20 protein-coding genes and 1 tRNA gene are annotated in these 20,624 nt (G+C 63.1%); 6 read left to right on the forward strand and 15 right to left on the reverse strand.

All coding sequences use genetic code 11. The annotated features are described in order from the left end of the window. Nucleotides 1-76: 76 nt before the first annotated feature. The 3 genes from PLANPX_RS01270 to PLANPX_RS01280 all read left to right on the forward strand — a co-directional run bounded on the left by PLANPX_RS01270 (nucleotide 77) and on the right by PLANPX_RS01280 (nucleotide 2,793). A complete protein-coding gene (locus tag PLANPX_RS01270) occupies nucleotides 77-1,783 on the forward strand; it encodes a tetratricopeptide repeat protein (RefSeq protein WP_152096975.1) in 1,707 nt (568 codons plus the stop codon). Between the two features lie 205 nt (nucleotides 1,784-1,988). Then, a tRNA-Leu gene (locus tag PLANPX_RS01275) sits at nucleotides 1,989-2,072 on the forward strand. A 211-nt stretch (nucleotides 2,073-2,283) separates the two neighbouring features. Beyond that, nucleotides 2,284-2,793, forward strand: a complete 510-nt coding sequence (locus PLANPX_RS01280; RefSeq protein WP_152096976.1) for a ferritin — start codon at nucleotides 2,284-2,286, stop codon at nucleotides 2,791-2,793. A gap of 112 nt (nucleotides 2,794-2,905) precedes the next feature. Here the strand turns inward: PLANPX_RS01280 and PLANPX_RS01285 are convergent, their stop codons facing one another. The 8 genes from PLANPX_RS01285 to PLANPX_RS01320 all read right to left on the reverse strand — a co-directional run bounded on the left by PLANPX_RS01285 (nucleotide 2,906) and on the right by PLANPX_RS01320 (nucleotide 11,034). Continuing rightward, nucleotides 2,906-3,139 carry a hypothetical protein gene (locus PLANPX_RS01285; protein ID WP_152096977.1) on the reverse strand — a complete coding sequence of 78 codons (234 nt, stop codon included), beginning with the start codon at nucleotides 3,137-3,139 and terminating at the stop codon, nucleotides 2,906-2,908. Then, nucleotides 3,111-3,941 carry a hypothetical protein gene (locus tag PLANPX_RS01290; protein WP_152096978.1) on the reverse strand — a complete coding sequence of 277 codons (831 nt, stop codon included), beginning with the start codon at nucleotides 3,939-3,941 and terminating at the stop codon, nucleotides 3,111-3,113. Before PLANPX_RS01290 ends, PLANPX_RS01285 begins: the two co-directional genes overlap by 29 nt. A 595-nt stretch (nucleotides 3,942-4,536) precedes the next feature. Continuing rightward, complete coding sequence (locus PLANPX_RS01295; protein ID WP_152096979.1) at nucleotides 4,537-4,746, reverse strand: FmdB family zinc ribbon protein; 210 nt, start codon at nucleotides 4,744-4,746, stop codon at nucleotides 4,537-4,539. A 139-nt stretch (nucleotides 4,747-4,885) separates the two neighbouring features. Beyond that, nucleotides 4,886-5,686 carry a hypothetical protein gene (locus tag PLANPX_RS01300; RefSeq protein WP_152096980.1) on the reverse strand — a complete coding sequence of 267 codons (801 nt, stop codon included), beginning with the start codon at nucleotides 5,684-5,686 and terminating at the stop codon, nucleotides 4,886-4,888. Between the two features lie 40 nt (nucleotides 5,687-5,726). After that, complete coding sequence (gene floA, locus PLANPX_RS01305) at nucleotides 5,727-6,752, reverse strand: flotillin-like protein FloA (RefSeq protein ID WP_152096981.1); 1,026 nt, start codon at nucleotides 6,750-6,752, stop codon at nucleotides 5,727-5,729. Nucleotides 6,753-7,026: 274 nt separating this feature from the next. Beyond that, the gene (locus PLANPX_RS01310; RefSeq protein WP_152096982.1) at nucleotides 7,027-7,608 is read right to left on the reverse strand and encodes an NfeD family protein; all 582 of its coding nucleotides are present in this window, start codon (nucleotides 7,606-7,608) and stop codon (nucleotides 7,027-7,029) included. A 383-nt stretch (nucleotides 7,609-7,991) separates the two neighbouring features. Further along, on the reverse strand, nucleotides 7,992-10,313 hold the full coding sequence (locus tag PLANPX_RS01315) for an NfeD family protein (protein WP_152096983.1): 2,322 nt from the start codon (nucleotides 10,311-10,313) through the stop codon (nucleotides 7,992-7,994). Nucleotides 10,314-10,608: 295 nt separating this feature from the next. Next, entirely contained in the window at nucleotides 10,609-11,034 is a 426-nt protein-coding gene (locus tag PLANPX_RS01320) for an RrF2 family transcriptional regulator (protein WP_152096984.1), read from the reverse strand. Nucleotides 11,035-11,278: 244 nt separating this feature from the next. Here PLANPX_RS01320 and PLANPX_RS27085 point away from each other — a divergent pair, with 244 nt between their 5' ends. Beyond that, complete coding sequence (locus PLANPX_RS27085; RefSeq protein WP_172991786.1) at nucleotides 11,279-11,818, forward strand: hypothetical protein; 540 nt, start codon at nucleotides 11,279-11,281, stop codon at nucleotides 11,816-11,818. Between the two features lie 108 nt (nucleotides 11,819-11,926). On the opposite strand, the gene PLANPX_RS01325 is transcribed toward PLANPX_RS27085, so the two are convergent. From PLANPX_RS01325 to PLANPX_RS01355, 7 genes are all read right to left on the reverse strand, one after another. Further along, nucleotides 11,927-12,160, reverse strand: coding sequence for a small basic protein (locus PLANPX_RS01325; RefSeq protein WP_152096985.1), 234 nt, complete (start codon nucleotides 12,158-12,160; stop codon nucleotides 11,927-11,929). A 283-nt stretch (nucleotides 12,161-12,443) separates the two neighbouring features. Next, on the reverse strand, nucleotides 12,444-13,319 hold the full coding sequence (locus tag PLANPX_RS01330) for a serine/threonine protein kinase (RefSeq protein WP_152096986.1): 876 nt from the start codon (nucleotides 13,317-13,319) through the stop codon (nucleotides 12,444-12,446). Between the two features lie 191 nt (nucleotides 13,320-13,510). Continuing rightward, on the reverse strand, nucleotides 13,511-14,398 hold the full coding sequence (gene accD, locus PLANPX_RS01335; RefSeq protein WP_152096987.1) for an acetyl-CoA carboxylase, carboxyltransferase subunit beta: 888 nt from the start codon (nucleotides 14,396-14,398) through the stop codon (nucleotides 13,511-13,513). Nucleotides 14,399-14,676: 278 nt separating this feature from the next. Continuing rightward, nucleotides 14,677-15,240: a histidine phosphatase family protein gene (locus tag PLANPX_RS01340; RefSeq protein ID WP_172991787.1), complete on the reverse strand. Its 564-nt coding sequence runs from the start codon at nucleotides 15,238-15,240 to the stop codon at nucleotides 14,677-14,679. 121 nt (nucleotides 15,241-15,361) lie between these two features. Next, complete coding sequence (gene rpe, locus PLANPX_RS01345; RefSeq protein WP_152096989.1) at nucleotides 15,362-16,057, reverse strand: ribulose-phosphate 3-epimerase; 696 nt, start codon at nucleotides 16,055-16,057, stop codon at nucleotides 15,362-15,364. 311 nt (nucleotides 16,058-16,368) lie between these two features. After that, nucleotides 16,369-17,115 (reverse strand): SMC-Scp complex subunit ScpB, encoded by a 747-nt coding sequence (gene scpB / locus PLANPX_RS01350; protein WP_152096990.1) that lies wholly within the window; start codon nucleotides 17,113-17,115, stop codon nucleotides 16,369-16,371. 163 nt (nucleotides 17,116-17,278) lie between these two features. Next, entirely contained in the window at nucleotides 17,279-17,962 is a 684-nt protein-coding gene (locus tag PLANPX_RS01355) for a hypothetical protein (RefSeq protein WP_152096991.1), read from the reverse strand. A gap of 189 nt (nucleotides 17,963-18,151) precedes the next feature. Between PLANPX_RS01355 and PLANPX_RS01360 the strand changes: the two genes are divergently transcribed. Together PLANPX_RS01360 and ychF are read left to right on the forward strand one after the other, a co-directional pair. Further along, nucleotides 18,152-19,168, forward strand: a complete 1,017-nt coding sequence (locus PLANPX_RS01360) for a mechanosensitive ion channel family protein (protein WP_152096992.1) — start codon at nucleotides 18,152-18,154, stop codon at nucleotides 19,166-19,168. A gap of 155 nt (nucleotides 19,169-19,323) precedes the next feature. Then, complete coding sequence (gene ychF, locus PLANPX_RS01365) at nucleotides 19,324-20,415, forward strand: redox-regulated ATPase YchF (RefSeq protein ID WP_152096993.1); 1,092 nt, start codon at nucleotides 19,324-19,326, stop codon at nucleotides 20,413-20,415. Nucleotides 20,416-20,624 lie beyond the last annotated feature (209 nt).

Raw genomic sequence — 20,624 nt, forward strand, 5'->3', positions numbered from 1 at the left:
GGCGTCCCTTCAAAATTCCCGCTGGCGGCAGCGGATCGCTCGTCGCCGGCGCTGACTCCCCGCCCTGAGGTTTCCTATGAAACGTTGCCCGTGGCTGTTGGCCATGTCGCTTGTCGTGTCGCTCGTCGTTGGCTCCCCTTCCGTCCGAGCCGAAGGGAACGGGCAGGAGGATTTCGACGAAGCGATGCGGGTGAAGGTCACCGCCGAGGATATGGGCGACCTCAACAAGGTGGTCGAACTGCTCGAATCGGCGATTCAGAAGGGGCTCGACGTCGAGAACAATGACTTCGCCGAGGAGATGCTGGTCGAGACGCTGATGCAGCGAGCGGCCCAGCTGTCGGCGGTCATCCAGTCGGCCCCCGGCCGGCGGCTCGCTGACGACGATCTGCAGAAGGTGGTCAACCAAGCGACGACCGACCTGCAGCGAGCGATTGAGTACGACTCGGCCCCGCCGCAGGCGAAGGTGTTGCTCGCCCAGCTGTTGACGCTGCCGGGGGGCGATCCGAAGGAGGCGCTCAAGCTGCTGAACGAAGTTTTTGAGGACGAGCGACTCGACGCGATGCCGCCAAAGATGCAGGCGGAGTCGCTCATCATGCGGGCGAAGCTGCTCGCCGAGAGCGATCCGGAGAAAGCCCAGGCCGACTTCGCCGCTGCGATCGAGCTCGACGGCAAGAACCCCGAGCACCTCCTCGCGCGGGCCGATTTTTACAGTCGGCAGAAGAAGTACGACGAGGCCGTGGCGGACATCGACGCGGTGATCGAGCTCCATCCTGAAGTGGCTGGCTCGTATCTCGTGAAAGCCACGCTTCTGCGTGAGCAGGAGAAGTTCGACGACGCGCTCGCGGCGCTCGACAAAGCGGCGGAGATTGCCCCCAACTCGGCAGGCATCATTCAGCAGCGGGGCGAACTTTACCGGGCGAAGGGGGACTTCCCGAAGGCGATCGAGCAGTTCACGCAGGTGATTGAAGCCCACCCCGGGCTGATGCTGCCGGTGATTCACCGGGCCGAGGCGTATCTCAACGATAAGCAGTACGACAAGGCGTTGGCGGACATCGAAACATTCATGAAAGAGAACCCCGAGTATCCCGCCGCCCATGGCCTCAAAGCCCAAACGCTGGCTAGTCTCGAGCGCTTTCCGGAAGCGATCGAGGAGCTCAAGAAATTGACGGAAGATGAAGAAGCGCAGCCCGAGTTCCAGCTGCAACTCGCGCTCTACTACCTGTTCGCGAATCAGCCTCGCGAGGCGATCGCGGCGTACAGCGAGTTGCTGGAGCAAGACGACGACAATTTCGCCGCGCTGCGCGGCCGGGCGGACGCTTACCTGAACATCGGCGAACATGCGAAAGCGGTTGCGGACTTCAAGAAAGCGCTGGAGGTCCAGCCTGAGGAATCAGGCCTGTTGAACAACTACGCCTGGGTGTTGGCCACCTCGCCGGACGATGACGTTCGCGACGGCAAGCTCGCCGTTGAGTTGGCCACGAAGGCGTGCGAAGAGACGGATAATAAAGAGTCGCATATTCTCAGCACGCTCGCCGCGGCGTACGCCGAGACGGGCGATTTCGACAAAGCGACGGAGTGGTCGAAAAAGGCGATCGAGACGTTCGAGTCGCAACGCGAAGCCGCGGTGAAGGCGGGCAACCAGGAGAAGGTCGACGAACTGTCGAAGGAGCTGGCGGCCGAACTGGCAACGTTCGAAGCGAAGAAGCCGTGGCGAGAACGGCAGACCGCGGAGGAGAAGAAGCCGGCGACTGACGAGAAACCCGCCGAGGACGAAAAAAAGTAACCCCGCCAGCGCCATAAAGCCGCCGCCGGTGGCGGCGGGGGTTTAACGAACCCGCCATAACGCGCGGGAAACCTGGATTTTGGGACGCTCCGGCGGGTCGTTGACCCGCGGCTGCTGGCTACTGGGTTGACGTTCGCGGGGGGCGAGGTAGACTACCGAATCTGGTTGCGTGCGGCGGGAAACCGCTGGAGCGGCCAGACTCCAAGGGCTCGTGGCGGAATTGGCAGACGCGCAAGGTTGAGGGCCTTGTGCCCGCAAGGGCGTGCTGGTTCGACTCCAGTCGGGCCCACTTGGCGAGGAACGCACGCCAATGCGTTCCCACAAATTTGCCGCGGTTTCGATCGCCGGCTTATTGAGATTGAGGCTCGCTGTCAGCAGACCGCGAGCCTCTTTTTTTGCGCTCATGCGGCGGTCGCCAAACGTCCGACAACGACTTACAATCCCTTAACGCCGTCCGTTTTCCAGTCTCTCAGATCACGCCAACCGCGGAGAACTCAGCCATGCTCAATGCCGTGGTGCAAGACGCCATCAACGACCAGATCAATTACGAGCTCTTTTCCTCGTACCAATACCTCTCGATGGCGGCGTGGTGCGAGCACGAGCAATTCGTCGGCTGTGCGAGCTGGCTGCGGATCCAAAGCCAGGAAGAGTACGCCCATGCGATGCGGCTGTACGATTTCTTGCTGGCCCGCAACGCGCCGATCAAACTGAAGGCGATTGCCGCTCCTGAGCAGAAATTCGCTTCCGTGGCGAGCGTCTTCGAGAAAGCTCTCGAGCAAGAGCAGAAGGTGACCGAGCAGATCGACCGCCTTTACGAGCTGGCGTTCAACGAAAAGGCGTTCGCCGCGCTCGTGGAACTCGAGTGGTTCATCACCGAGCAGGTCGAGGAAGAGAAGACCTCGCGCGAGGTGGTCCACAAGTTCAAGATGGTGAAGGACGATCCTTCAGCGCTCTTGGATCTTGATCGCGAACTCGGCGGCCGGGCGACGGCGACCGATGCGACGGCGTAAATGATTTATGATTTAGGATGTATGATTTCTGGATTGGGGAGACGGCACGCCTTGCTGGCGAGCGCGAGCCACTCTCCAAATCATAAATCAGCAATCATAAATTGCCGCCTGCTTACGCCCACAACGTCCCGCTGGCCGCTTGCAGCAGCGACCCCGGCACGCTCATGCTGAGCGGGCCGTTCTGGGTGCCGAAGCCGTACTCGCTGATTTCGAGCGCGAAGAAGAGCGACGCCAACATCAACGCGAGCAGCGAGATGAGCAGCAAGGCCGTGTAGATGTTCCAGGCCGACTTCTTCGTCAGGACGGTCGGTGCGGGGCTATCCGACTCGAAGCTTGGTTGCGACATCGTCGTTCTCTTGGATCTGACCTTGCTGGAACTTGCGAATGACTTGGCCCACGGCGCGATCGGGATCGGCCCGGAGGATTTCGGCGCGGCCTAGGTAGCGGTCGCCGCGGAAGATTTCGATCGTCTGACCCTGGCGAACGCCGTCGTCGGCGCCGATGGTGATTTCAATGAGTTGGCCGCTGGCGTTCGGTTGGATCTTGCTGACCTTGCCGCGGACGCGGGGGATGTATTCCCCTTCGGTGTTGACGCCGGCTTCTTTGGCTTTCGCTGTGACGTCGGCGAGCTGAGCCACGACCTGAGCGCTGCGCTCTTGGAGTTGCTGCAACTGACCGCCGACCGAGTGGAGTTCCGAGGTCGCCTTGAGCGTCGTGTGGAACTGCTCGTCGCGATCTTGCTGAGCGACGCGGACGTCATTGCGGAGACCAGTGACTTCGTCGGTGAGGCGAGAGACGTTCTCACCGGTGGCTTTGACCATGCCGACGCTTTCAGCCTGATCTTGGCGAAGCAAGTCGACTTCCTTTTGGATCGTTTGGTTTTGGCTGACGATGACGTTGCGCTCGGTTTCGAGCTTGGCGACGTCTTGCAGAGCGGCGGTTTGCTCACTCTTGAGCTGGCTGATTTGTTGCTGGTACTTCGCCTCGAGGTCGGCCTTGGCGGTTTGCTCTTGAGCGAGCTGCGCGTTGACCTTGTCGTAGGCTTCCTTCCAGTTGCGATGCGTCGCGTAGACGAACATCGCGATGACCATCAGCGAAACGCTGGCCAACAGGATGAGGACGGTGAAGATCTTTCCCAGCAAATTCATCGATGCACTTTCCAGTGAGGAACGAGCCTGCCTTGCGGCGGCGATTCCAACGCGCCTTCGACCGGTTCAATCCAAACCGCTCGAACAGCCTCCAGTGGCACGCAGAGCATCCGATGCCCCGTCACGCGGCGACGGTGTGTCTTCCAGCTTTGTCTGTTTCTCTGGCGACGACGTGTTGCAAAGACTGTTCCGCAGTCGGTCTCGCGGGCCTACTGGTCTTGCCACAAATCACTGCCAGGACAGGAGATATCCCCTGTAGTACCGCAGTATAATCAGGCCCCGAAAAGGGTGTCAAACTTTGCGGGCGTCCAGGCTAGGCCGCAAAGCGAAGGGGCGACTGATCTTAGGGATTATACGGGCGTCTGCCGCGGCGGTGCGGAGTTTTTTCTTGGCCGCAGGCCGCCGCGGGCCAAATCGTGGGGAGCGAATGCCGCGGCCGCCCTGCCCTGGCGGGCGTCGGGTTGGCCGCTAACTGGTCGGTATTAATGCCCGAACGGAGTCGCGTGGCGTGGCGAGATCGCCACAAGGCGGCTTGGGGTTGTTGCCCAACCGCAACGCCGGAGTTCTAGCCCCGGGCTCTGCCCGGGGCTAGTTGTTAGTGGCAGCCGCAACCGGTGCCGCAGCCACCGCCGCCCATCGGTCGGGGGCTCGCCGCTTCGCCGCCGAGGTGGGCCACCGCAGGGACGCTCAACAGCTTCGACAACTTCGTGCCGCCGCAGGAGTCGCAGGTCGGCGTCTCGCTGCCGCGGACGAGGTGTTCCTGTTCCTTTTGGCAATCGCGGCAGACGAATTCGTAGAGGGGCATGGCAGGATTTCTCGTTTCAGCAACTCTGGACAACTATGGGGCGGTCATTCTGAGCGGAGCGAAGAATCTGGTAGCTCGTTTGAGCTGCTAGATCCCTCGCTCCGCTCGGGATGACGTCTACTGCAATATTCGTCGCCGCTTACCAACGTTCTTCAGGCCGGCGCAAGATTTCGTTCGCGATGATCACCTGCCGGATCCCGCCCGGGCGGGCCAGTAGTTCGCGAAACTCCTTGGCCGCGGTCGCCGCGGCGCTTTTGGGGGCCGCGTTCGAGACTGGGGCCAGCGTTCCGACGCGGTGGTCGAACTTCTGCTGCAACTGCGCCTGCATGCGGTCGTCGGCCAGGGCGACTTCTTCCCCCAGCCGCGAGGCATGTTGGCCGATGGAGGCGACGCCCCGCATTTGTTCGGTGACGTACGCGTCGACCGCGGCGCCGGTGGGCAGATTGTTGCGACTGGTATCAGCGACCGATTCTGCCGCGCGGCTGGTGAGCGAGCCAGGGGCGTCGACCAGGCGGCGGGGCTGGACTTCCTCCAGCTGCGGTTCCGGCGCCTTTTTCTGCGGCGTCGGTCGTTGCCGCTGCGGCTGTGGCGGTCGCTTTGGGGCGGCCGGCTTTGGCTTCGCCTCGCCCTGAGCACGACGAAGAAACTCCTCCACTTCGCGGCGGAGCGTTTCTTCGAGCGTGACAGGTTTCGCCGAAGGGGCGGGATTGGCGGCGGGACGTTCGAGGCTCGCACGGTCGGGAACGCCGGCGGGGCGACCCATGTCGAACGGATCGGGCTCGGGCTTCGGGCGGGGCGCCGCTTGCTCGCGTTTCTTTTTCTCCTGCTGCATTGCGCCCACGAGGTGGGCGACGCCGTAGATCACCACGATGATGATTGGCATTACGACTCGCGCTAAGTCGGCGAGGTCGGCGAGCAGGAGTGGCGGAGAGGCGAGCATGCCGGTGAATTGTTTGAGGATTGATGCCGCTGATATAACTCTACGCCCGATTGCTGGTGGTGCCGGCGATCGACTCGCGCATGTCGGTATCGGCCTGCACGTTTTTCAGCTTGTAGTAGTCGAGGATGCCGAGCTTGCCGGTGCGGAAAGCCTCGGCCATCGCTTTTGGGATCGAAGCTTCGGCCTCGACGAGCTTCGCGCGGTTTTGTTCGATGCTGGCGATGTACTCCTGCTCTTGCGAGACGGCCATCGCGCGGCGGCCTTCGGCCTGGGCGCGGGCGACGCGGGTGTCGGCCTCGGCTTGGTCGGCCTGCAGGCGAGCGCCAATGTTGTCGCCGACGTCGATGTCGGCAATGTCGATCGAAACAATTTCGAACGCCGTCTGCGAATCGAGCTTGCGAGCGAGCACCGCGCGGGAGATGCGGTCGGGATTGGCGAGCACTTCGGCATGGGTCTCGGCCGAGCCGATGGCGCTCACGATGCCTTCGCCGACGCGGGCGACGATCGTTTCTTCGGTGGCGCCGCCGATGAGCTGGTCGAGGTTCGCACGCACGGTGACGCGGGCCTTCACCTTCAATTGGATGCCGTTCTTCGCCACCGCGTCGAGCGTGAGCCGCTTGCCGGTTTGCGGCGGGCAGTCGATGACGCGGGGGTAGACGCTCGTTTGGACCGCTTCGAGGATGTTGCGGCCGGCGAGGTCGATGGCGGTAGCGCGACGGAAGGAGAGTTCGATGATCTTCGCCTTGCGAGCGGCGATCATCGCGCGGATCACCAGCGGGACGTTGCCGCCCGCCATGTAGTGGGCTTCGAGCGCCTTGGTGGTGAGTTCTTCGTCGTCATTGAGGCCGGCCTGGACTGCCATGATCTTGGTGCGAGTGATGACGGTGGGATTCACCTTACGAAAGGACATCCGCACCAGGTCGAGCATGCCGACGCCGGCGTTGGTCATCACCGACTGCACCCACAGTCGCGCGAAGCGGGCGGCGATCGCGAACGCGATCACGACGCCGATGAGTACAACGAACCCGACCACCAGCATCGGTGCGCCAGTAAGAAATTCAGGCATCGCAAGTCGCTCCGTCGTTGGGGAGGTGCAAAGAGAAAGTCGGCCTGGGCGTCAGTATAGCGGAATTCGGATGGAATTGGGGAGCCTGAGTTGCTGGGCTATCGCTGTCGGCGGTCGCGGCAATCGCTGAAAGCGTTCTAACGCGATGCGGATGGGCGCCATGCTCTCGATGGTACGCCGTCGTGAACATGCGACTGGCTTGCTCTTGGGAGCCGTTATGCATGCTCACGCCTTTGGGGGCGAGAGCATGCCACCCCCTGGGCGGTTCTTCGCTTCAGGCCAACGGATCTTCCAGCGAATCGAAGCCGAACTCTTCGATTGGGCGAGCGAGGACGTCGTCGGGTTCGAACGCGGCGGCCTGGGCTTCTTCGGTTGCGGCGGGGCGGACCATCACGCGATTCGCGCGGACCTCGACGATGACCACCGGCTGACCCGGCTCGATGGCGATTCCCTGACTAACGGCGTCGATCAGCCTGCCATCGACGAGCACCGCCCCGCTGGGGAGCATCAGCGATTGAGCGACGCCGACGCGGCCGACGAGGCCGCGGCGCGGATCATCGGGTTTCGTCTCTTCCTCGCTGGGCAATTCGCCGAGAATGGCTCGCCCCATCGGCGTCTTCGGCCAGATCTTAAGCGCGAGCCCAATGGCGAGCGGGATCGCTAGCCCGGCGACTGCCATGAAGCTGAGGCCCGTGGTGAGGCTGCGATTGAACGCGACGACGATGCTCGCCACGACGGCGATAAACGCGAGGAAACTGAGAATCCCGCCGGAAGGGATAAACGTCTCGAGCGCGATCAGGCCGCAGCCGACCACCAGCAACACGACCGCCCAACCAATTGGATCGAGCAGATTCATAGGGCAGGAGTTTCTCTGATGCTTCGCGCGGCGATTTTTAGGACGCTGGGCATTCTAGCACGCTGCGGCAAGCGGCGGCAAAGTGGAGGGGATGTCCGTAGTCAGTGGTCAGTTGCCGTCGATGGGCATCGCGTTCAACGAATTTGGAACGCTGCCGGCGTTCAATCTTCCAGCCCGGGGTTGATCGCTATGCGATCTACCCCGGGTACATTCGCGTATCGTGCCGCAACCCTGAAAGGGTTGAATCATCTGCAACCCTTTCAGGGTTGTGGTCAATAAAGGCGGCGGTTGCCCGGGGTAGATTGCCGCGCAATCAACCCCGGGCTGGATGCTAGAACGCTTTCAGCGTTCATGGTCATAGATGGCAACGCTATTGGCGAGGTTCACGTCGCCGCGCGAACGAGCACGCGATTGGCGTGGGCTGCGATGACGACGACGCGCGTGCCGCGATCAAGCGGAATCCCCTCGGCAATGACGTCGACAAGTTGCCCGCCCACGAGAGCGCGGCCGCCAGGGCGAAGGTCGGTCATTGCTTCGCCGACGACGCCGATTAAGTGAGAGTAGTCGGCAATCGCCTCGCGGTGGGAAAGCGTGATGCGTTCTTCCGGGGCCGGCGGTTCAAGCACGAGGCGGTTGAAGATCGGCGCCTTCGGTAGGAAGCGGCGCAGAGCGACTGCCAGCCCGATGACGCCGAGTCCTGCGCCGATGACGATCGACATCGACCGTCGCATCTCGTCCATTTCGGCGCCACTGGTCGGAAAGGTGAAGGTCTGGCTCGCGAGGATTAGGGAGAAGATCACCATCAAGCCGCCAGCGAGCCCGAAGATTCCCATGCCGGGGACGACGAAGATTTCGAGCAGCAGCAGCACGATGCCGCCAACGAACATCACGATCTCTAGCGAGGTGGCGGTCCCTTCGAGCGACTTGCTCCAGAAGAAGAGCAGGAACGCGATCGCCGCCACGACCCCGCCGACGCCAACGCCAGGGGTTTTCATTTCGATGTACATGCCGACGAGGCCGAGCATCAGCAGGAACGTCGCGAGCCCCGGCGAAGCGAGAGCGCGGACGAGCTTCATCGCCCAGTTCAATTCGGCGTGTTGCACGTCGACGCCGTAGAGCCGTTCGAGTTGCTCGAAGTTGTCGACGGTTTGAAAGGCGATGCCGGCGTCGAGTGCGTCCGTGCCGCGAAGTTGGAGTAGTTCGTTGCCGGCGTGAAGCGCGGGGCCCTGCGTCCAGTTGGCGCCGTCGCGCAATTCGCCCGCTTCTTCGACGCTCATCCAGCGCGTGACGCCGGTGTTCTTGTTGCGATACTGAAAGAGCTCGACCTGCGGATCGATCATCGCGTCGAGCAGCGACCAGCTGCGGTTCGTCTTTCCGGCGAGCGAACTACGGAGGCTAACTTCCGCGGACGCGACGGCGGCGCGTAGGCCTTTGACGTCGATCTCGTCGCGCGGTTGGAAGCCGCGGCGACGGCGCGGGTTTGGCGGGAGGTTGCGATTGTTGTCGTCGTTGCGGCCCGCCTCGGCGAGATCGGGCGCGATGCCGATCGTCGCGTCGGGCGCCATGACGAGTTGATCGCAGGCGAGCGCAACGATGGCGGCGCCCCCCTTCGCTTCGACGGGGACGTACGCCACCGTGCGCACGGCGTTGGCGTCGAGTTCCGCCAACTGATTGGCGAGCGTCAGGCAAGCGTCGAGATCGCCGCCAACGCTATCGATGCGCACGCCGATCCAGTTCGCGCCGCCGTCGAGATGAGTCGTCAGCAGCGTCGACGCTTGGCTTACCTCGTCAGGAGTGATCTCGCCGCGCACGGTGATCATGACCGCTTTCCAATCGGCGATGAGCGATTGATCGATCTCCAGCGATTCAAGCGGAATCGAGAGCGCCTTGGCGACGTCGGCTTTATCGGCTGCGAGGTATTTCACAAACCCGAATTGCCGTCCTTCGCGTCCGGTGAACTCGCCGATGGAGCCGGCGGGGATCAGCGTGCGCTCGGAGATGACTTCGTTGTCGCTGCGGAAAGCTTCGACCTCTTCGCGCAACAAGAAGCGAACGCCTTCGTCACTCTCGATCTGGATCACCTCGACGGCGGGGTCGGTCATGCCGATGGCGAGTGCGACGGGAATCGTCCGCTTCGCGTCGGCAATCTCGCGGTAGGCCTCGACGACGGTGCTGCTGATTGCTTGATCCGCCGGTTCGTCGGCGGCAGCGTCGCCGATGCGGGCGTCGGCGGGCATGATGATTTCTTCGCATGCGATCGCCGCGAGCAGGCCGTGGCCTCGCAACGAGTCGGGCAGCCAAGCGACGGTTTTCACGTCGGCCATGTCGCGGCTTTCGAGGAACCGTGCGAGCGAGAAAACAGTTTCAAACTGGCTGCCGGCGCCAGCCGATTCGCCGGGAGCGTCGAACCGCAGCACTAAAATCGGTCGGCGACCATCGCCCCGTTGTCGGCTCTCGGCGACGAGTCGATCACGCGCGCGGGTGATCATTTGCTTGAGCGGGGCTTCGCCGCCGCTGCCGAGCGGCAGCTTCACCTCGACCATCGCCGCGAGGCCTGGTTGCGGCAGGTTGGCGGCGCCATCTGCTGCGGGGGCTGCTTCCAGCGCCTGGCAGACGCCGCTGGAGAATGTGGCGGCGACTAGCGCGAAGAGTGCGAGACAGCGCCAGGAGGCGCGAGCGGCGATCAGTGCGTTCGACTTGTTCATGCGGCGCGTCTAGCGTTAAGTCGACCGTTAGCAACGGGTTACTGCGAACATCGCGAATTATACGCGATGCGGTAAAGTGCGGAAAGGAATCCGAGATTCCCCCGCTGGCACGGGCGATAGGAGAGATTCGTCGGCGCCGCGAGAAGCTTGCCGTGAAACAAATCGCCGAAGAGAACGCCCTAGATGCTGAGCCTGCACAGGCGCGGGCGAAAGAAGAGATCGTCCCCAGAGGGAGCAGAATCGGACTGCCCGCCGATTCTGCTCGCCCCTGCGTTGGACGAATCGAGCGAAGCGATTAACGCTTCTTGGCGACAGGACGCTTGGCCGGAGCCGCCTTGACGCTCTTGCCCTTCGGAATCATGTCGGCCAGCGACTCGGAAGCGAACTTCGAGCGGAGCTGATCGACGGCCGTGTCCATCGACTTCTGGAGTTGGTTGGCGGTAGCCACCTTCTTGTTGGCCTGACGCTTCAGCGGTTCGACGGCGTCGATAACGTCGAGCAGCGAGATCTTGGCAGCCGGCTTGGCGAGGGTGACGCCGCCGCCGACGCCGCGACGCGAGTGGATCAATCCGCCGCGACGCATCGATTGCAGCACCTTCGCAAGGTAGGCGCTCGGGACCTTCGCCTTGGCGGCGATGTCTTTCGTCGTGGCGGAGCCCGACGAGTCGGCGGCGAGCTGCACCATCGCACGCAGAGCATATTCGACGGTTTGTGAGAACATACGCAATTCCTTCTGGCGGGGGCGCCTAGTGGCGCCGGTGTGTGTTGGAACGCCCTTCGCTAGCGTTCACATTTCTCGGTTTTAAGCAGGCCGACGAATTAATGGAAGATGGTTTACGCATAATTGCGGAGAACGGCGATTAAAGGGTCCGAATCTTACCAAAATGGAAGGTCCAGGGACGTGCGCCGGGACTTGAAAGGGTATTTCCCCCTCTGTAACGAGGCTTCGCCGATTTCGCTTTTCAATGCGGCAAGACGCGGTTGACGTCAGCCTTCATTGTTTCCTTTCAAAGTTGCAATCTATGGTCGCTTTTTCCTCCACGAGACGCCGTACGCCCCGTCCGATTGTTGGCGCGGGCGTTTCCCCAACGACATTGCTTGAGCAGAAAAATAGCGTAAACCTCGGGGAAAACGCTACCTTGCGAGGTTCGCGGCGATCGTCGAGCGGCGTTGAAATCGTGCGCGATGCGAGCGGGCGAATCATTCAGGCGCGCATCGGTCGTTGGCGCGTCGTCTCGGCAGCGGCGGATCGCGATATCCTTGAGGTGCATCAAGCATCGTGCGGTCGCACCGCAATTCGGCTGGCGCGCTGCGCCAATCGACAGGATCGCGCGAGTTGCGAAGTGTGGCAACTCTACGATGACCAGGGCCGCCTCTTGGCGTCGTTGCAGCGATCGGCTGACGGAAGGATGGCGGTCATTTCCGACTATCAGTTGCGGCAAGCCTCGCGACTGGTGCGGACTCACGCAGGCGAGATGGAATGCGTGGAGTCTTGGAATATTTAGCAGCTTTTCGGAATGGCGCGCAGCGGACGCATGCGTCACAAAAAAACGAAGACCAAGCCGAGCGGCTTGGTCTTCGTGTTCGTGAGTCGATGGTGGCGGTTGACGGGCTTACTTCTTGCCCTTGGCGCCCTTGGCGGGGGCTGCGTCGTCCCCTTCGGCCTTGGTCTTCTTTTTCTTCTTCAGCGACAGCTTCTTCACGCGGACCTTCGGAATGCCGATGGGCGACATGCCCTCGCTCCAGCGGTCGTTTTCCTTGAGGCGTTCCAGTCGCTCAGCACGGCTCAGGACGTTCCGGGTGCTCGTGGCGCCGCGACGGACTTTCAGGCTCTTGTCGATGGTCATGGGAAGCTCCCGCCCCGCGGGCGGATCGATCGTGAAAGGGTATTGTCGAAGGGCGTTCGCATGGCGAACCGCCCGGATGGTCGGTCGAATTCGGCATTCTAGCGGGTCGAGGTAAACCCCGCAATGCGTGCCGCCGCCGCCGACGCTGCGAAGGCAGTTATCGGCCGAAACAGGGGCAGTCGGCCAATATTGAAGGGGTCGGGGGCCTTCTGCCGCTGGGGAGCCTGCTCGAGTGGAGCGCCGCTAGCGGCAAAAGGCCCCCGACCCCCTCGATTGGCAGTCCTTAAACCGTTTCGGTCTTCGCCGAGCGGATTGCGTTGAGCAGCGTTTTCATCGAACCGAACCGCTTTTCAGCCTCCGGTTCGAGGCATTTGTGGATCGCATCGCGAATGACTGGGTTGATCTTCGGGCAATGCTTTTCCAGCGGCACTGGCGCCGATTGGCCATTCCCCATGGCGGCGAGGCCGTCGCCGCTTCCCCGCTGCCAGGGGAGCTCGAACGAAAACATTTCGTACATCGACACGCCAAAGGCGAAGATATCGAGCCGATGGTCGGTCGGCTTGCGGCGAACCACTTCCGGGGCCATGTAATTCGGCGTGCCGGTACGGATGCCGGGCTGCTGGAACTCCTTCTTCGCCGGAACGGTCAGGCCGAAGTCGATCAGCTTCAGCGACGTGGCGTCCTTCGTGCAGACGAAGTTTCGCGGGCAGATGTCGCGGTGGATGTAGCCGGCTTCGTGGACTGTTTGCAGCGCCTCCCCCGCCTGCGTCATCAGGGCGACGCGATTGCCGTCGAGCAGTTTGCTGCGTCCGATGATGAGCGAGTTGAGGCCGGGGCCGTCGAGATACTCCATCACGACGTACTGCTCGCCCTTGTTCGTCATGCCGTGGCTGAGCGTGCGGACGATGCGGGGATGGTTGAATTGCATCGCGATCTCGCCTTCGCTTGGCTTGTTGAGGCCGCGGAAGCGCTGTTCGAGTTGCTCGGTCTTGTCCTTGTCGAGCACCTTCAGGCCGACGATCTCGCCCGTGTTCCGATCGCGAACCGCCTGGAAGCTGCTCATCGTGCCGGAGACGGCTTCGCGGAGGACTTCGTAACGACGGGTGACGTCGACTTTGCCCCCCTCCATCAGCGATTTGAAGAAGCCGCCGATACCCATAGGATGTCGCGATTCGGTGAAAGGAGTGGAGAACGCCGACGGAACGAAGCGTTGAAATCGTGGCCGCAAATACGCCCATTTAGCGGCGGTCGTCAGGCCGCTTCCCGCCGCGAGCGGCGGGGCTAAATGGCCCTAGCGGCCACCACTCCAATTTAGATGGGGCATGCGATGCGGGCAAGAAAACGCTGGGCTTAGCGCTTGCCGCAGTAGTCGATCGCGCGGGCCAATTCGCTCTTCAAATCGTGCCGGCGGATGATGCGATCGATATAACCGTGCGCCAGCAGGAATTCGCTGGTCTGGAAGCCTTCCGGCAGTTCAATCCGGATGGTCGCTTTAATCGTCCGCGGGCCGGCGAAACCGATGAGGGCCTTCGGCTCGGCGACGATGATGTCGCCCAGCGACGCGAAGCTCGCCGCGACGCCGCCCATTGTGGGGTTGGTGAGGACCGAGATAAACAGGCCCCCCGCCTGGTCGTACCGGGCGAGCGCGGCGGAGACCTTGGCCATCTGCATCAGGGAGAAAATCCCCTCGTGCATGCGGGCGCCGCCGCCTGAGCCGCTGACGATGATCAGCGGCAGCTGTTGTTCCGTGGCGCGTTCGACGAGCCGCGTCAGCTTCTCGCCGACCACCGAGCCCATGCTCCCCATGATGAACGCCGAATCGGTGACGCCGAACGCCACGCGACGAGCGCGAATCATGCCGCTGCCGGTGACCACCGCGTCGCGGAGGCCGGTCCGCTGTTGTTCCGACTTGATGCGGTCGGGGTACGACTTCTTATCGTTGAAGCCGAGCGGGTCGACCGACTGCAGGTCGCGGTCCCACTCTTCGAACGTTCCCTCGTCCAGCACCGACGCGATGCGGCCCTGGGCGCTGAGGTACATGTGGTTGTCGCACTTCGGGCAGACGTTGAAGTTCTGCTCGACCGCTTTGCGAAACAGCATCTCCCCGCACGAGCCGCAGCTCATCCACAGGCCGCTGGGGACCCCGCGTTTTTCGCGCGGAGGTTTACCCTGCCCGCCGGGAGCTTCGGTTTCGCTGGACGACATGGCTTGGGTCGGGGAGGAAACGATGGTCGACATGTGGCGGCTGCTGGGGTGATATCGCCGGTACGCAGTATATCAGCGTCGTCGGCGGGCAACCATGGCGGTCTGGGGAGGTTGGCCGGGTGCCGCGCTGACGGCTCTAGCGCCTCGCGGAGCCACCGACTCAACAATACTTCTGGCTCCCTCCCCCTGGAGGGGAGGGCTGGGGAGGGGGGAAGAAGCCTGGTACCCGCTGCGATCACCCCTCCCTAACCCTCCCCATCAAGGGGAGGGAACCTCATGGTTGAAGTATTGGCAGGGGCTAGAAATGCAGGTTAGATCGCTGCAGCGAGCTCAATTGGCTCCCACAGCGGCTTGCCGACGCAGGCCGACTGGCAGAGCGTCGGCGGGGCGCCCGCCTGCAGCATTGAGCGGAGGACGCTCGCCAGCGGTTGGGCGAGCACCAGGGCGATCGTTCCCGATTTGTGCTTTTTCGTAAGCTTCGCGATCGCCGCCTTCAGCCGCTCGCCCGCTTCGCGAAGCGTTTCGCCTTCGGGGGGGCAAACCGTGTCTGGGCGTTCTTGCCATTGGCGGAACACGCGGGGCTGCTTCGACTTCACGTCGTCGAACAGCATGCCCTGCCACAGGCCTTGGTCGAGGTTGTGGAGCGTCTTGAGCGTCTTCGGCTTTTGCTTGAGCGTCGCGGCCAGCACCTCGGCCGTTTGCTGGGCGCTCAGACACGGACCGGCGTAGAGGGCGTCGATCTGCGTGCCGCGGGCCGCCAATTCTTGGGCGGTCGCCTCGGCTTGCTGGCGTCCTTCGCCGCTCAGCGGAACGTCGAGCGTTCCCTGAATTCGGCCCTGGCAGTCGTACTCGGTCAGCCCGGATCGGACTAACAAGATGGTTAACATCGAACGAGCAACCTCTGAATCTCTCTGCTTGGTTCTGGCAACTAGGGTAAGTGGCATTGAGTGTTGCGTCGATTGGAACCGCCGGGTTTGCCGCCTGGCGGTTTCGACGCTATTGGGTTCCCGAGGCGGCCAGGCGAGTTAGCTCAGCCAAACTATCCGCGTACGGGGCAGGTTTCTTGAAAATTGCGGAGCCGACGACCAGCATCTGGGCGCCGGCGGCGGTGCATTGGGCGATGGTCGAGGCGTTCACGCCGCCGTCGATTTCTAGCAGCAAGTCGCTGCGGAGCGAGCGCAAGGCCCGCAACTTGTCCAGCGCCACCGCCTCGAACTGCTGGGCGCCAAAGCCCGGCATGACGCTCATGCACAGGACCATGTCGCACAGCGGCAGCGCGTCGGCAATCGCTTCGACGGGCGTCGGCGGGTTGATCGCCAGCGAGGCCAAGGCGCCCCGCTTGCGGATCTGTTCTAGAATCGGCCGGGGATCGTCGGTCGCCTCGGCGTGGATCGTTACGATGTCAGCGCCAGCATCGATGATCTCGTCGACGAACGCGGCGGGCTTCGACACCATCATGTGGACGTCGATCGGCAGGTCGCTCGCCCGGCGGACCGCCTCGACGATCGGCATGCCGTACGTGATGTTCGGCACGAAATTGCCGTCCATCACGTCGAGGTGAAAGGCCCGGGCGCCAGCAGCTTCGACGGCCTTCACCTCAGCGGCCAGGTTGCCGAAGTCGCACAGTAGCAGCGACGGCAGCACCACGGGCGGCGGGTTGCGAAGTTCATCGAGGATACGGCGGCGCGGCATGGCGGAGTCGCTCTTCGGCGCAGCAATGCCGATGGAGCTAGTGACCCAGAAATGGGGTTCAGGAGGGAATGGCCGCTGGGTAGTCGCGCGGCGCCGATCGAATCGGTAACGACTGAATCGTGTTCAGTCGCCTCGGAGGATCATGGGCCGCAAAGGGCGGCCGGCGGCTGTCGAAGTCGCCGCGCCGATTCTACTCACGGCACCAGGAACTACTAGAGCGGTTTCCTGGGTCTGGTTTGTAAGTTGTTTGGTGGTATGGGGTTTGGTGGATTGCGGATTCTCGCAGATTGGCTTCCCGAAGACCGCCGATGCTACGAATCGTCCAAATCCTCGTTCCGTGGCAGGTCGGCTGGCGAGCTGACGCCGAAGAGCTGGTTGAATCTTGAGGTTGTGTGATATCGGGCCACTTTGGGCGTCCCCGCAGGCCGCTCGACCCGCACCAATTGGCGGCGGACCAGCTGGGCCAGGATCGCATGGCTTTGCGAGCCGCGGAGCTTGTTGAGTTCCTCGCCGCTCACCCCCTGGCGGTAGGCGACGATGCTCAGCACCTCGACCGCGGCCGGCGTGAGCTTGGCGGCCCGTTGTTGCCCCCGGAACTGGTCGCGGAGGATGCCGAGGTCGCTGCGGAGCTGCAGCCGGTAGCCGGCCGCGTCGCCGGTGATTTCGTAGGCCGCTTCGTCGTGCCGGTAGCTGGCGTTGAGGTCGGCGACAAGCTGCTCGACCTCCTCGGCGGAGACATTGCGGATGTGCGAGGCGATTTTTGCCGCGGGGAGCGGCTTGCCATCGGCGCTGCCGACGAACAGCATCCCCTCGATGATCATCCGCGGCGTCACGGGTAACGAATCATCGTCGTCAGGCTCTTCTTCAGGTTCGAGCGCGATCTGCGGCTTCGCGATCGCCAAGCCGGGCGCGGCGGCGGGCGTCCCCATCAAGCGGGCGAAGGCCGAGGAGAGCCGCTCCAGCGAGAACCGCTGGTTCGTCGGCGCGGGCGCCGACGGCGGCGCGATCGGGCGCAGCGGCAAGATATCGGGATCGGCGGGTTCGCGTTCGGGGGGCATAGCGGCCGGATGATATCGCCGCGGCGGCAGAAGTCACAAGGCGGCTATGCGGTCCCTCACGTAAAATTAAACCGTGAGGTCCCCTCCCCTTGAGGGGGAGGGAGCAGAGGATTCTCTTTAGAGACGCTTGCCGTTAATGAGCTTCTAGCTGCAGGGGAGGTAGCTAAGGAGCAACCGCTGCTAGCACCGTTGCCTCCACGGGCCGCGGCGTGAGCAGGGCCACCCGATGCTCAGCCACTAGCTTCCGCGCCCCCGGCAGAATCTCCAGCATCCGCCCCGGAAGTTCCGGCAGCTTCACCCGCCGCATCACTTGGTTCAGGCGAAACAGGAGCGTCTCGTCTTCCATGTAGTCATACAGGAAACGCAGTTCGACGAACCGCGTGATCAGTCCCGCCACGCCGCTGGCGTCGCAGCCGTTCATCTGGCCGATCGCGGCGGCGACGAACTCGGCGTCGACTGTCGCTAATGCCGCGTAGTAGGCATCGACGCCGCGGCGATCTTCAGCAATGAGGGCCGCGTCGAGCAGCAGTTCAACCAAAATATGCCCGAGAAAACCGGGCCGCATCCCGTCGCGGTCGCCGGTCGCCCAGCGGACCTGGCGGGCGAGTTCCATCGACAAATCGCCGAAGGCGCCCGTCTCGTGGAACCAATCGTCATCGGCATGGTGCCGCATGACGCCGCGGGCGTAGGAGGCCATCTTCGAGTCGTCGGCGTCAACAAACGGCGCCGCCTGCCGCGATCGGCAACGCAACCGCGGCCGCGTCATGCAGAGCCAATCAGGCGTTGCCGCCCCCGCCACTTGGTACGGATCGTCGAGGCAATCGATGGCGTGAGCAAGGTAATTCATAGATTTCGGGTCGGGGCATCCCCCCAACCAAATGCTAGCAAGCCCCCGCAAAGCCCATCTAGCCGCGGCGTGAGCCCGCGCTGACCTCGACGCAGGCCTTCCCTTTTAGGTAGATACCGGTTGCACCACGATCGGGCAACTCCGCTTCGCGTCGCTCCGGCGCCCCACCCTCGCTTGTTCGGTACCGTCATGCTCATCGCCTTGCTAGCTCAGGCCACCGCTCTAGAAGCCGCTCAGGATGCTGTTCCTTTGCCCGTGAAGCCGGAATTGCTGCCCGGCACGAAGGAGTGGAAAAGCAACACGCTGAATGAACTGTTTACCCTGCAGTTCAGCAAGATGGACCCTGCCGAGTGGGAGTATGCCGCGTACCAACTTGGCTTGCGCGCCGTCTATGTGCTCGTCCTGCTGACGCTCGCTTGGACGCTTTCTAGTTGGGCGGCGTCGGTCGTTCGCGCCACGCTAACGCGCGTCAAGTTCGACGAGACGCTCACTCTGTTTCTGTCGACGCTCATGCGTTGGACAATTTTGCTGCTCGCGGCGCTGTCGTGCCTCAGCTACTTCGGCGTCCAAACGACGAGCTTCGCCGCGCTCATCGGCGCCGCAGGCTTGGCGATCGGCCTCGCCTTCCAGGGGACGCTCTCGAACTTCGCCGCCGGAGCGATGCTGCTCATCTTCCGCCCCTACAAAGTCGGCGACACCGTGAACGTCGCCAGCTACACCGGCAAGGTCGCGGAGATCGAGCTCTTCACCACCGCGATCGACACGAGCGACAATCGCCGGATCATCGTGCCGAATAGTTCAATCTTTGGCGCCGTTATCGAGAACATCACTTACCACGCAGTGCGGCGTGCCGACGTCAACGTCGGCACCGGCTACGCCGACGACATCGACCAGACGCGGGCCGTACTCGAAGCGGCGGTTCGCAGCGTCGCCGACGTAGTCGCGACGCCGGCGCCGGAGGTGATCCTCACCGACCTCGGCGCCTCGAGCGTCAACTGGCAGGTTCGCGGCTGGGCGAAGCGGGAGTCGTTCGGCGCCGCCAAGCAGGCGATCATCCGCGCGGTAAAGCTGGGGCTCGACGAAGCCCGGATTTCGATTCCCTTCCCGCAGCTCGATCTCCACCTCGACCCGCCGGGCCCCGAGCCGGCGCCCTCCCCTGCCCCGCCCGAGCCGGTGCGGTGGGCGCCGAAGATTTCGAATACTTGATGCCGAGAAGGGGTCGGGAGCCTTCGCTTCGCTGCCGCTGTCGCCAGCCGCCGAAACCCGCTAGAATTCGGGGTTTCGCCAGCCATTCGCATGGCTAATAGGCGCCGAGCCGCCCCCACCGCGTCACGATCTCACCGCGTCAGGATTGTAGTTCAATGGAAGCAGGCATCGTCGGGCTCCCCAACGTCGGCAAAAGCACGCTGTTCAACGCCCTCACGGCGGCGGGGATTGCCAGCGAAAACTACCCCTTCTGCACGATCGAGCCGAACGTCGGCGCCGTTGCCGTCCCTGATCCTCGCTTGGGCCGCATTAGCGCGCTGATCAAGACGCAGAAGATCATCCCGGCGATGCTGAAGCTCGTCGACATCGCCGGCATCGTTCGCGGCGCGTCGGAGGGCGAAGGCCTCGGCAATAAGTTTCTCGCCCACATCCGCACGGTCGATGCGATCCTGCATGTGGTCCGCTGCTTCGAGGATGGAGACGTCGTCCACGTCGAAGGCAGCGTCGACCCGATCCGCGACGTGGAAACGATCGACACCGAGCTGATGCTCGCCGACCTGCAATCGGTCGAAACGATGCTCGATCGTGCGAAGCGGACCGCCCGCACGGGCGACAAGGATGCGAAGCAACGCGTCGAGATCCTCGAAGAGTGCAACGCCCTGCTCGCCGCCGGCAAGCCGGTCCGCGGCTTGGTGTACGAGGATGAGACGCGGGCGCATATCTTGTCCGAGTTGCAGCTGCTCACCACGAAGCCAGTGCTCTACGTGGCGAACGTCAACGAAGACGACCTCGCCGGCGAGAGCGCCCACGTGAAAAAGCTCCGCGACCGCGCCGCCGTCGAAGGGGGCACGGTCGTCCCCGTTTGCGCCCGCCTCGAATCGGAGCTCGTCGAACTAGACGACGCTGAGCGGCAGGAAATGCTCGAAAGCATGGGCCTTTCCGAGCCCGCCCTCGCCGCCCTCGCCCGCGCCGCCTACAAGCTCCTTGGCCTGCAGAGCTACTTCACTGCCGGCGAGAAGGAAGTCCGTGCCTGGACGATTCCCGTCGGCGCCACCGCCCCGCAGGCGGCCGGCGTCATTCACACCGACTTCGAGCGCGGCTTCATCCGCTGCGAAACGTACTCGGTCGCCGACCTCGAGCAGTACAAAAGCGAGAAGGCAATCCGCGAAGCGGGCAAGATGCGCGTCGAAGGGAAGAACTACGTGATGCAGGATAGCGACGTTTGTCACTTCTTGTTTAACGTCTAGGGCGTCTGCCGTTCGTGACGCTGGGAAAGGTCTCTCGCAAAGGCGCAGAGGCGCAAAGGAATGCGCTGAGAGCGGCTGTGTGGATCAAGGCCGGTGGTGCGGTCCATCTTCAGGCAAGATTGCTCCTAGCTCGACGAATTGTCGACGGGCTTGCCGTGTGCGCATGAGGTATCATTTCTTTGCGACATGCCCTCTGCGTCTCCGCGCCT

This window comes from Lacipirellula parvula, from assembly GCF_009177095.1.
GTDB lineage: Bacteria > Planctomycetota > Planctomycetia > Pirellulales > Lacipirellulaceae > Lacipirellula > Lacipirellula parvula.

Excerpts from the sequence above, each read along its gene's own strand:
- PLANPX_RS01270 (WP_152096975.1), top strand. The coding sequence starts at position 77 with ATGAAACGTTGCCCGTGGCTGTTGGCCATGTCGCTTGTCGTGTCGCTC.
- PLANPX_RS01280 (WP_152096976.1), top strand. The coding sequence starts at position 2,284 with ATGCTCAATGCCGTGGTGCAAGACGCCATCAACGACCAGATCAATTAC.
- PLANPX_RS01285 (WP_152096977.1), bottom strand. The coding sequence starts at position 3,139 with ATGTCGCAACCAAGCTTCGAGTCGGATAGCCCCGCACCGACCGTCCTG.
- PLANPX_RS01290 (WP_152096978.1), bottom strand. The coding sequence starts at position 3,941 with ATGAATTTGCTGGGAAAGATCTTCACCGTCCTCATCCTGTTGGCCAGC.
- PLANPX_RS01295 (WP_152096979.1), bottom strand. The coding sequence starts at position 4,746 with ATGCCCCTCTACGAATTCGTCTGCCGCGATTGCCAAAAGGAACAGGAA.
- PLANPX_RS01300 (WP_152096980.1), bottom strand. The coding sequence starts at position 5,686 with ATGCTCGCCTCTCCGCCACTCCTGCTCGCCGACCTCGCCGACTTAGCG.
- floA (WP_152096981.1), bottom strand. The coding sequence starts at position 6,752 with ATGCCTGAATTTCTTACTGGCGCACCGATGCTGGTGGTCGGGTTCGTT.
- PLANPX_RS01310 (WP_152096982.1), bottom strand. The coding sequence starts at position 7,608 with ATGAATCTGCTCGATCCAATTGGTTGGGCGGTCGTGTTGCTGGTGGTC.
- PLANPX_RS01315 (WP_152096983.1), bottom strand. The coding sequence starts at position 10,313 with ATGAACAAGTCGAACGCACTGATCGCCGCTCGCGCCTCCTGGCGCTGT.
- PLANPX_RS01320 (WP_152096984.1), bottom strand. The coding sequence starts at position 11,034 with ATGTTCTCACAAACCGTCGAATATGCTCTGCGTGCGATGGTGCAGCTC.
- PLANPX_RS27085 (WP_172991786.1), top strand. The coding sequence starts at position 11,279 with ATGCGGCAAGACGCGGTTGACGTCAGCCTTCATTGTTTCCTTTCAAAG.
- PLANPX_RS01325 (WP_152096985.1), bottom strand. The coding sequence starts at position 12,160 with ATGACCATCGACAAGAGCCTGAAAGTCCGTCGCGGCGCCACGAGCACC.
- PLANPX_RS01330 (WP_152096986.1), bottom strand. The coding sequence starts at position 13,319 with ATGGGTATCGGCGGCTTCTTCAAATCGCTGATGGAGGGGGGCAAAGTC.
- accD (WP_152096987.1), bottom strand. The coding sequence starts at position 14,398 with ATGTCGACCATCGTTTCCTCCCCGACCCAAGCCATGTCGTCCAGCGAA.
- rpe (WP_152096989.1), bottom strand. The coding sequence starts at position 16,057 with ATGCCGCGCCGCCGTATCCTCGATGAACTTCGCAACCCGCCGCCCGTG.
- scpB (WP_152096990.1), bottom strand. The coding sequence starts at position 17,115 with ATGCCCCCCGAACGCGAACCCGCCGATCCCGATATCTTGCCGCTGCGC.
- PLANPX_RS01355 (WP_152096991.1), bottom strand. The coding sequence starts at position 17,962 with ATGAATTACCTTGCTCACGCCATCGATTGCCTCGACGATCCGTACCAA.
- PLANPX_RS01360 (WP_152096992.1), top strand. The coding sequence starts at position 18,152 with ATGCTCATCGCCTTGCTAGCTCAGGCCACCGCTCTAGAAGCCGCTCAG.
- ychF (WP_152096993.1), top strand. The coding sequence starts at position 19,324 with ATGGAAGCAGGCATCGTCGGGCTCCCCAACGTCGGCAAAAGCACGCTG.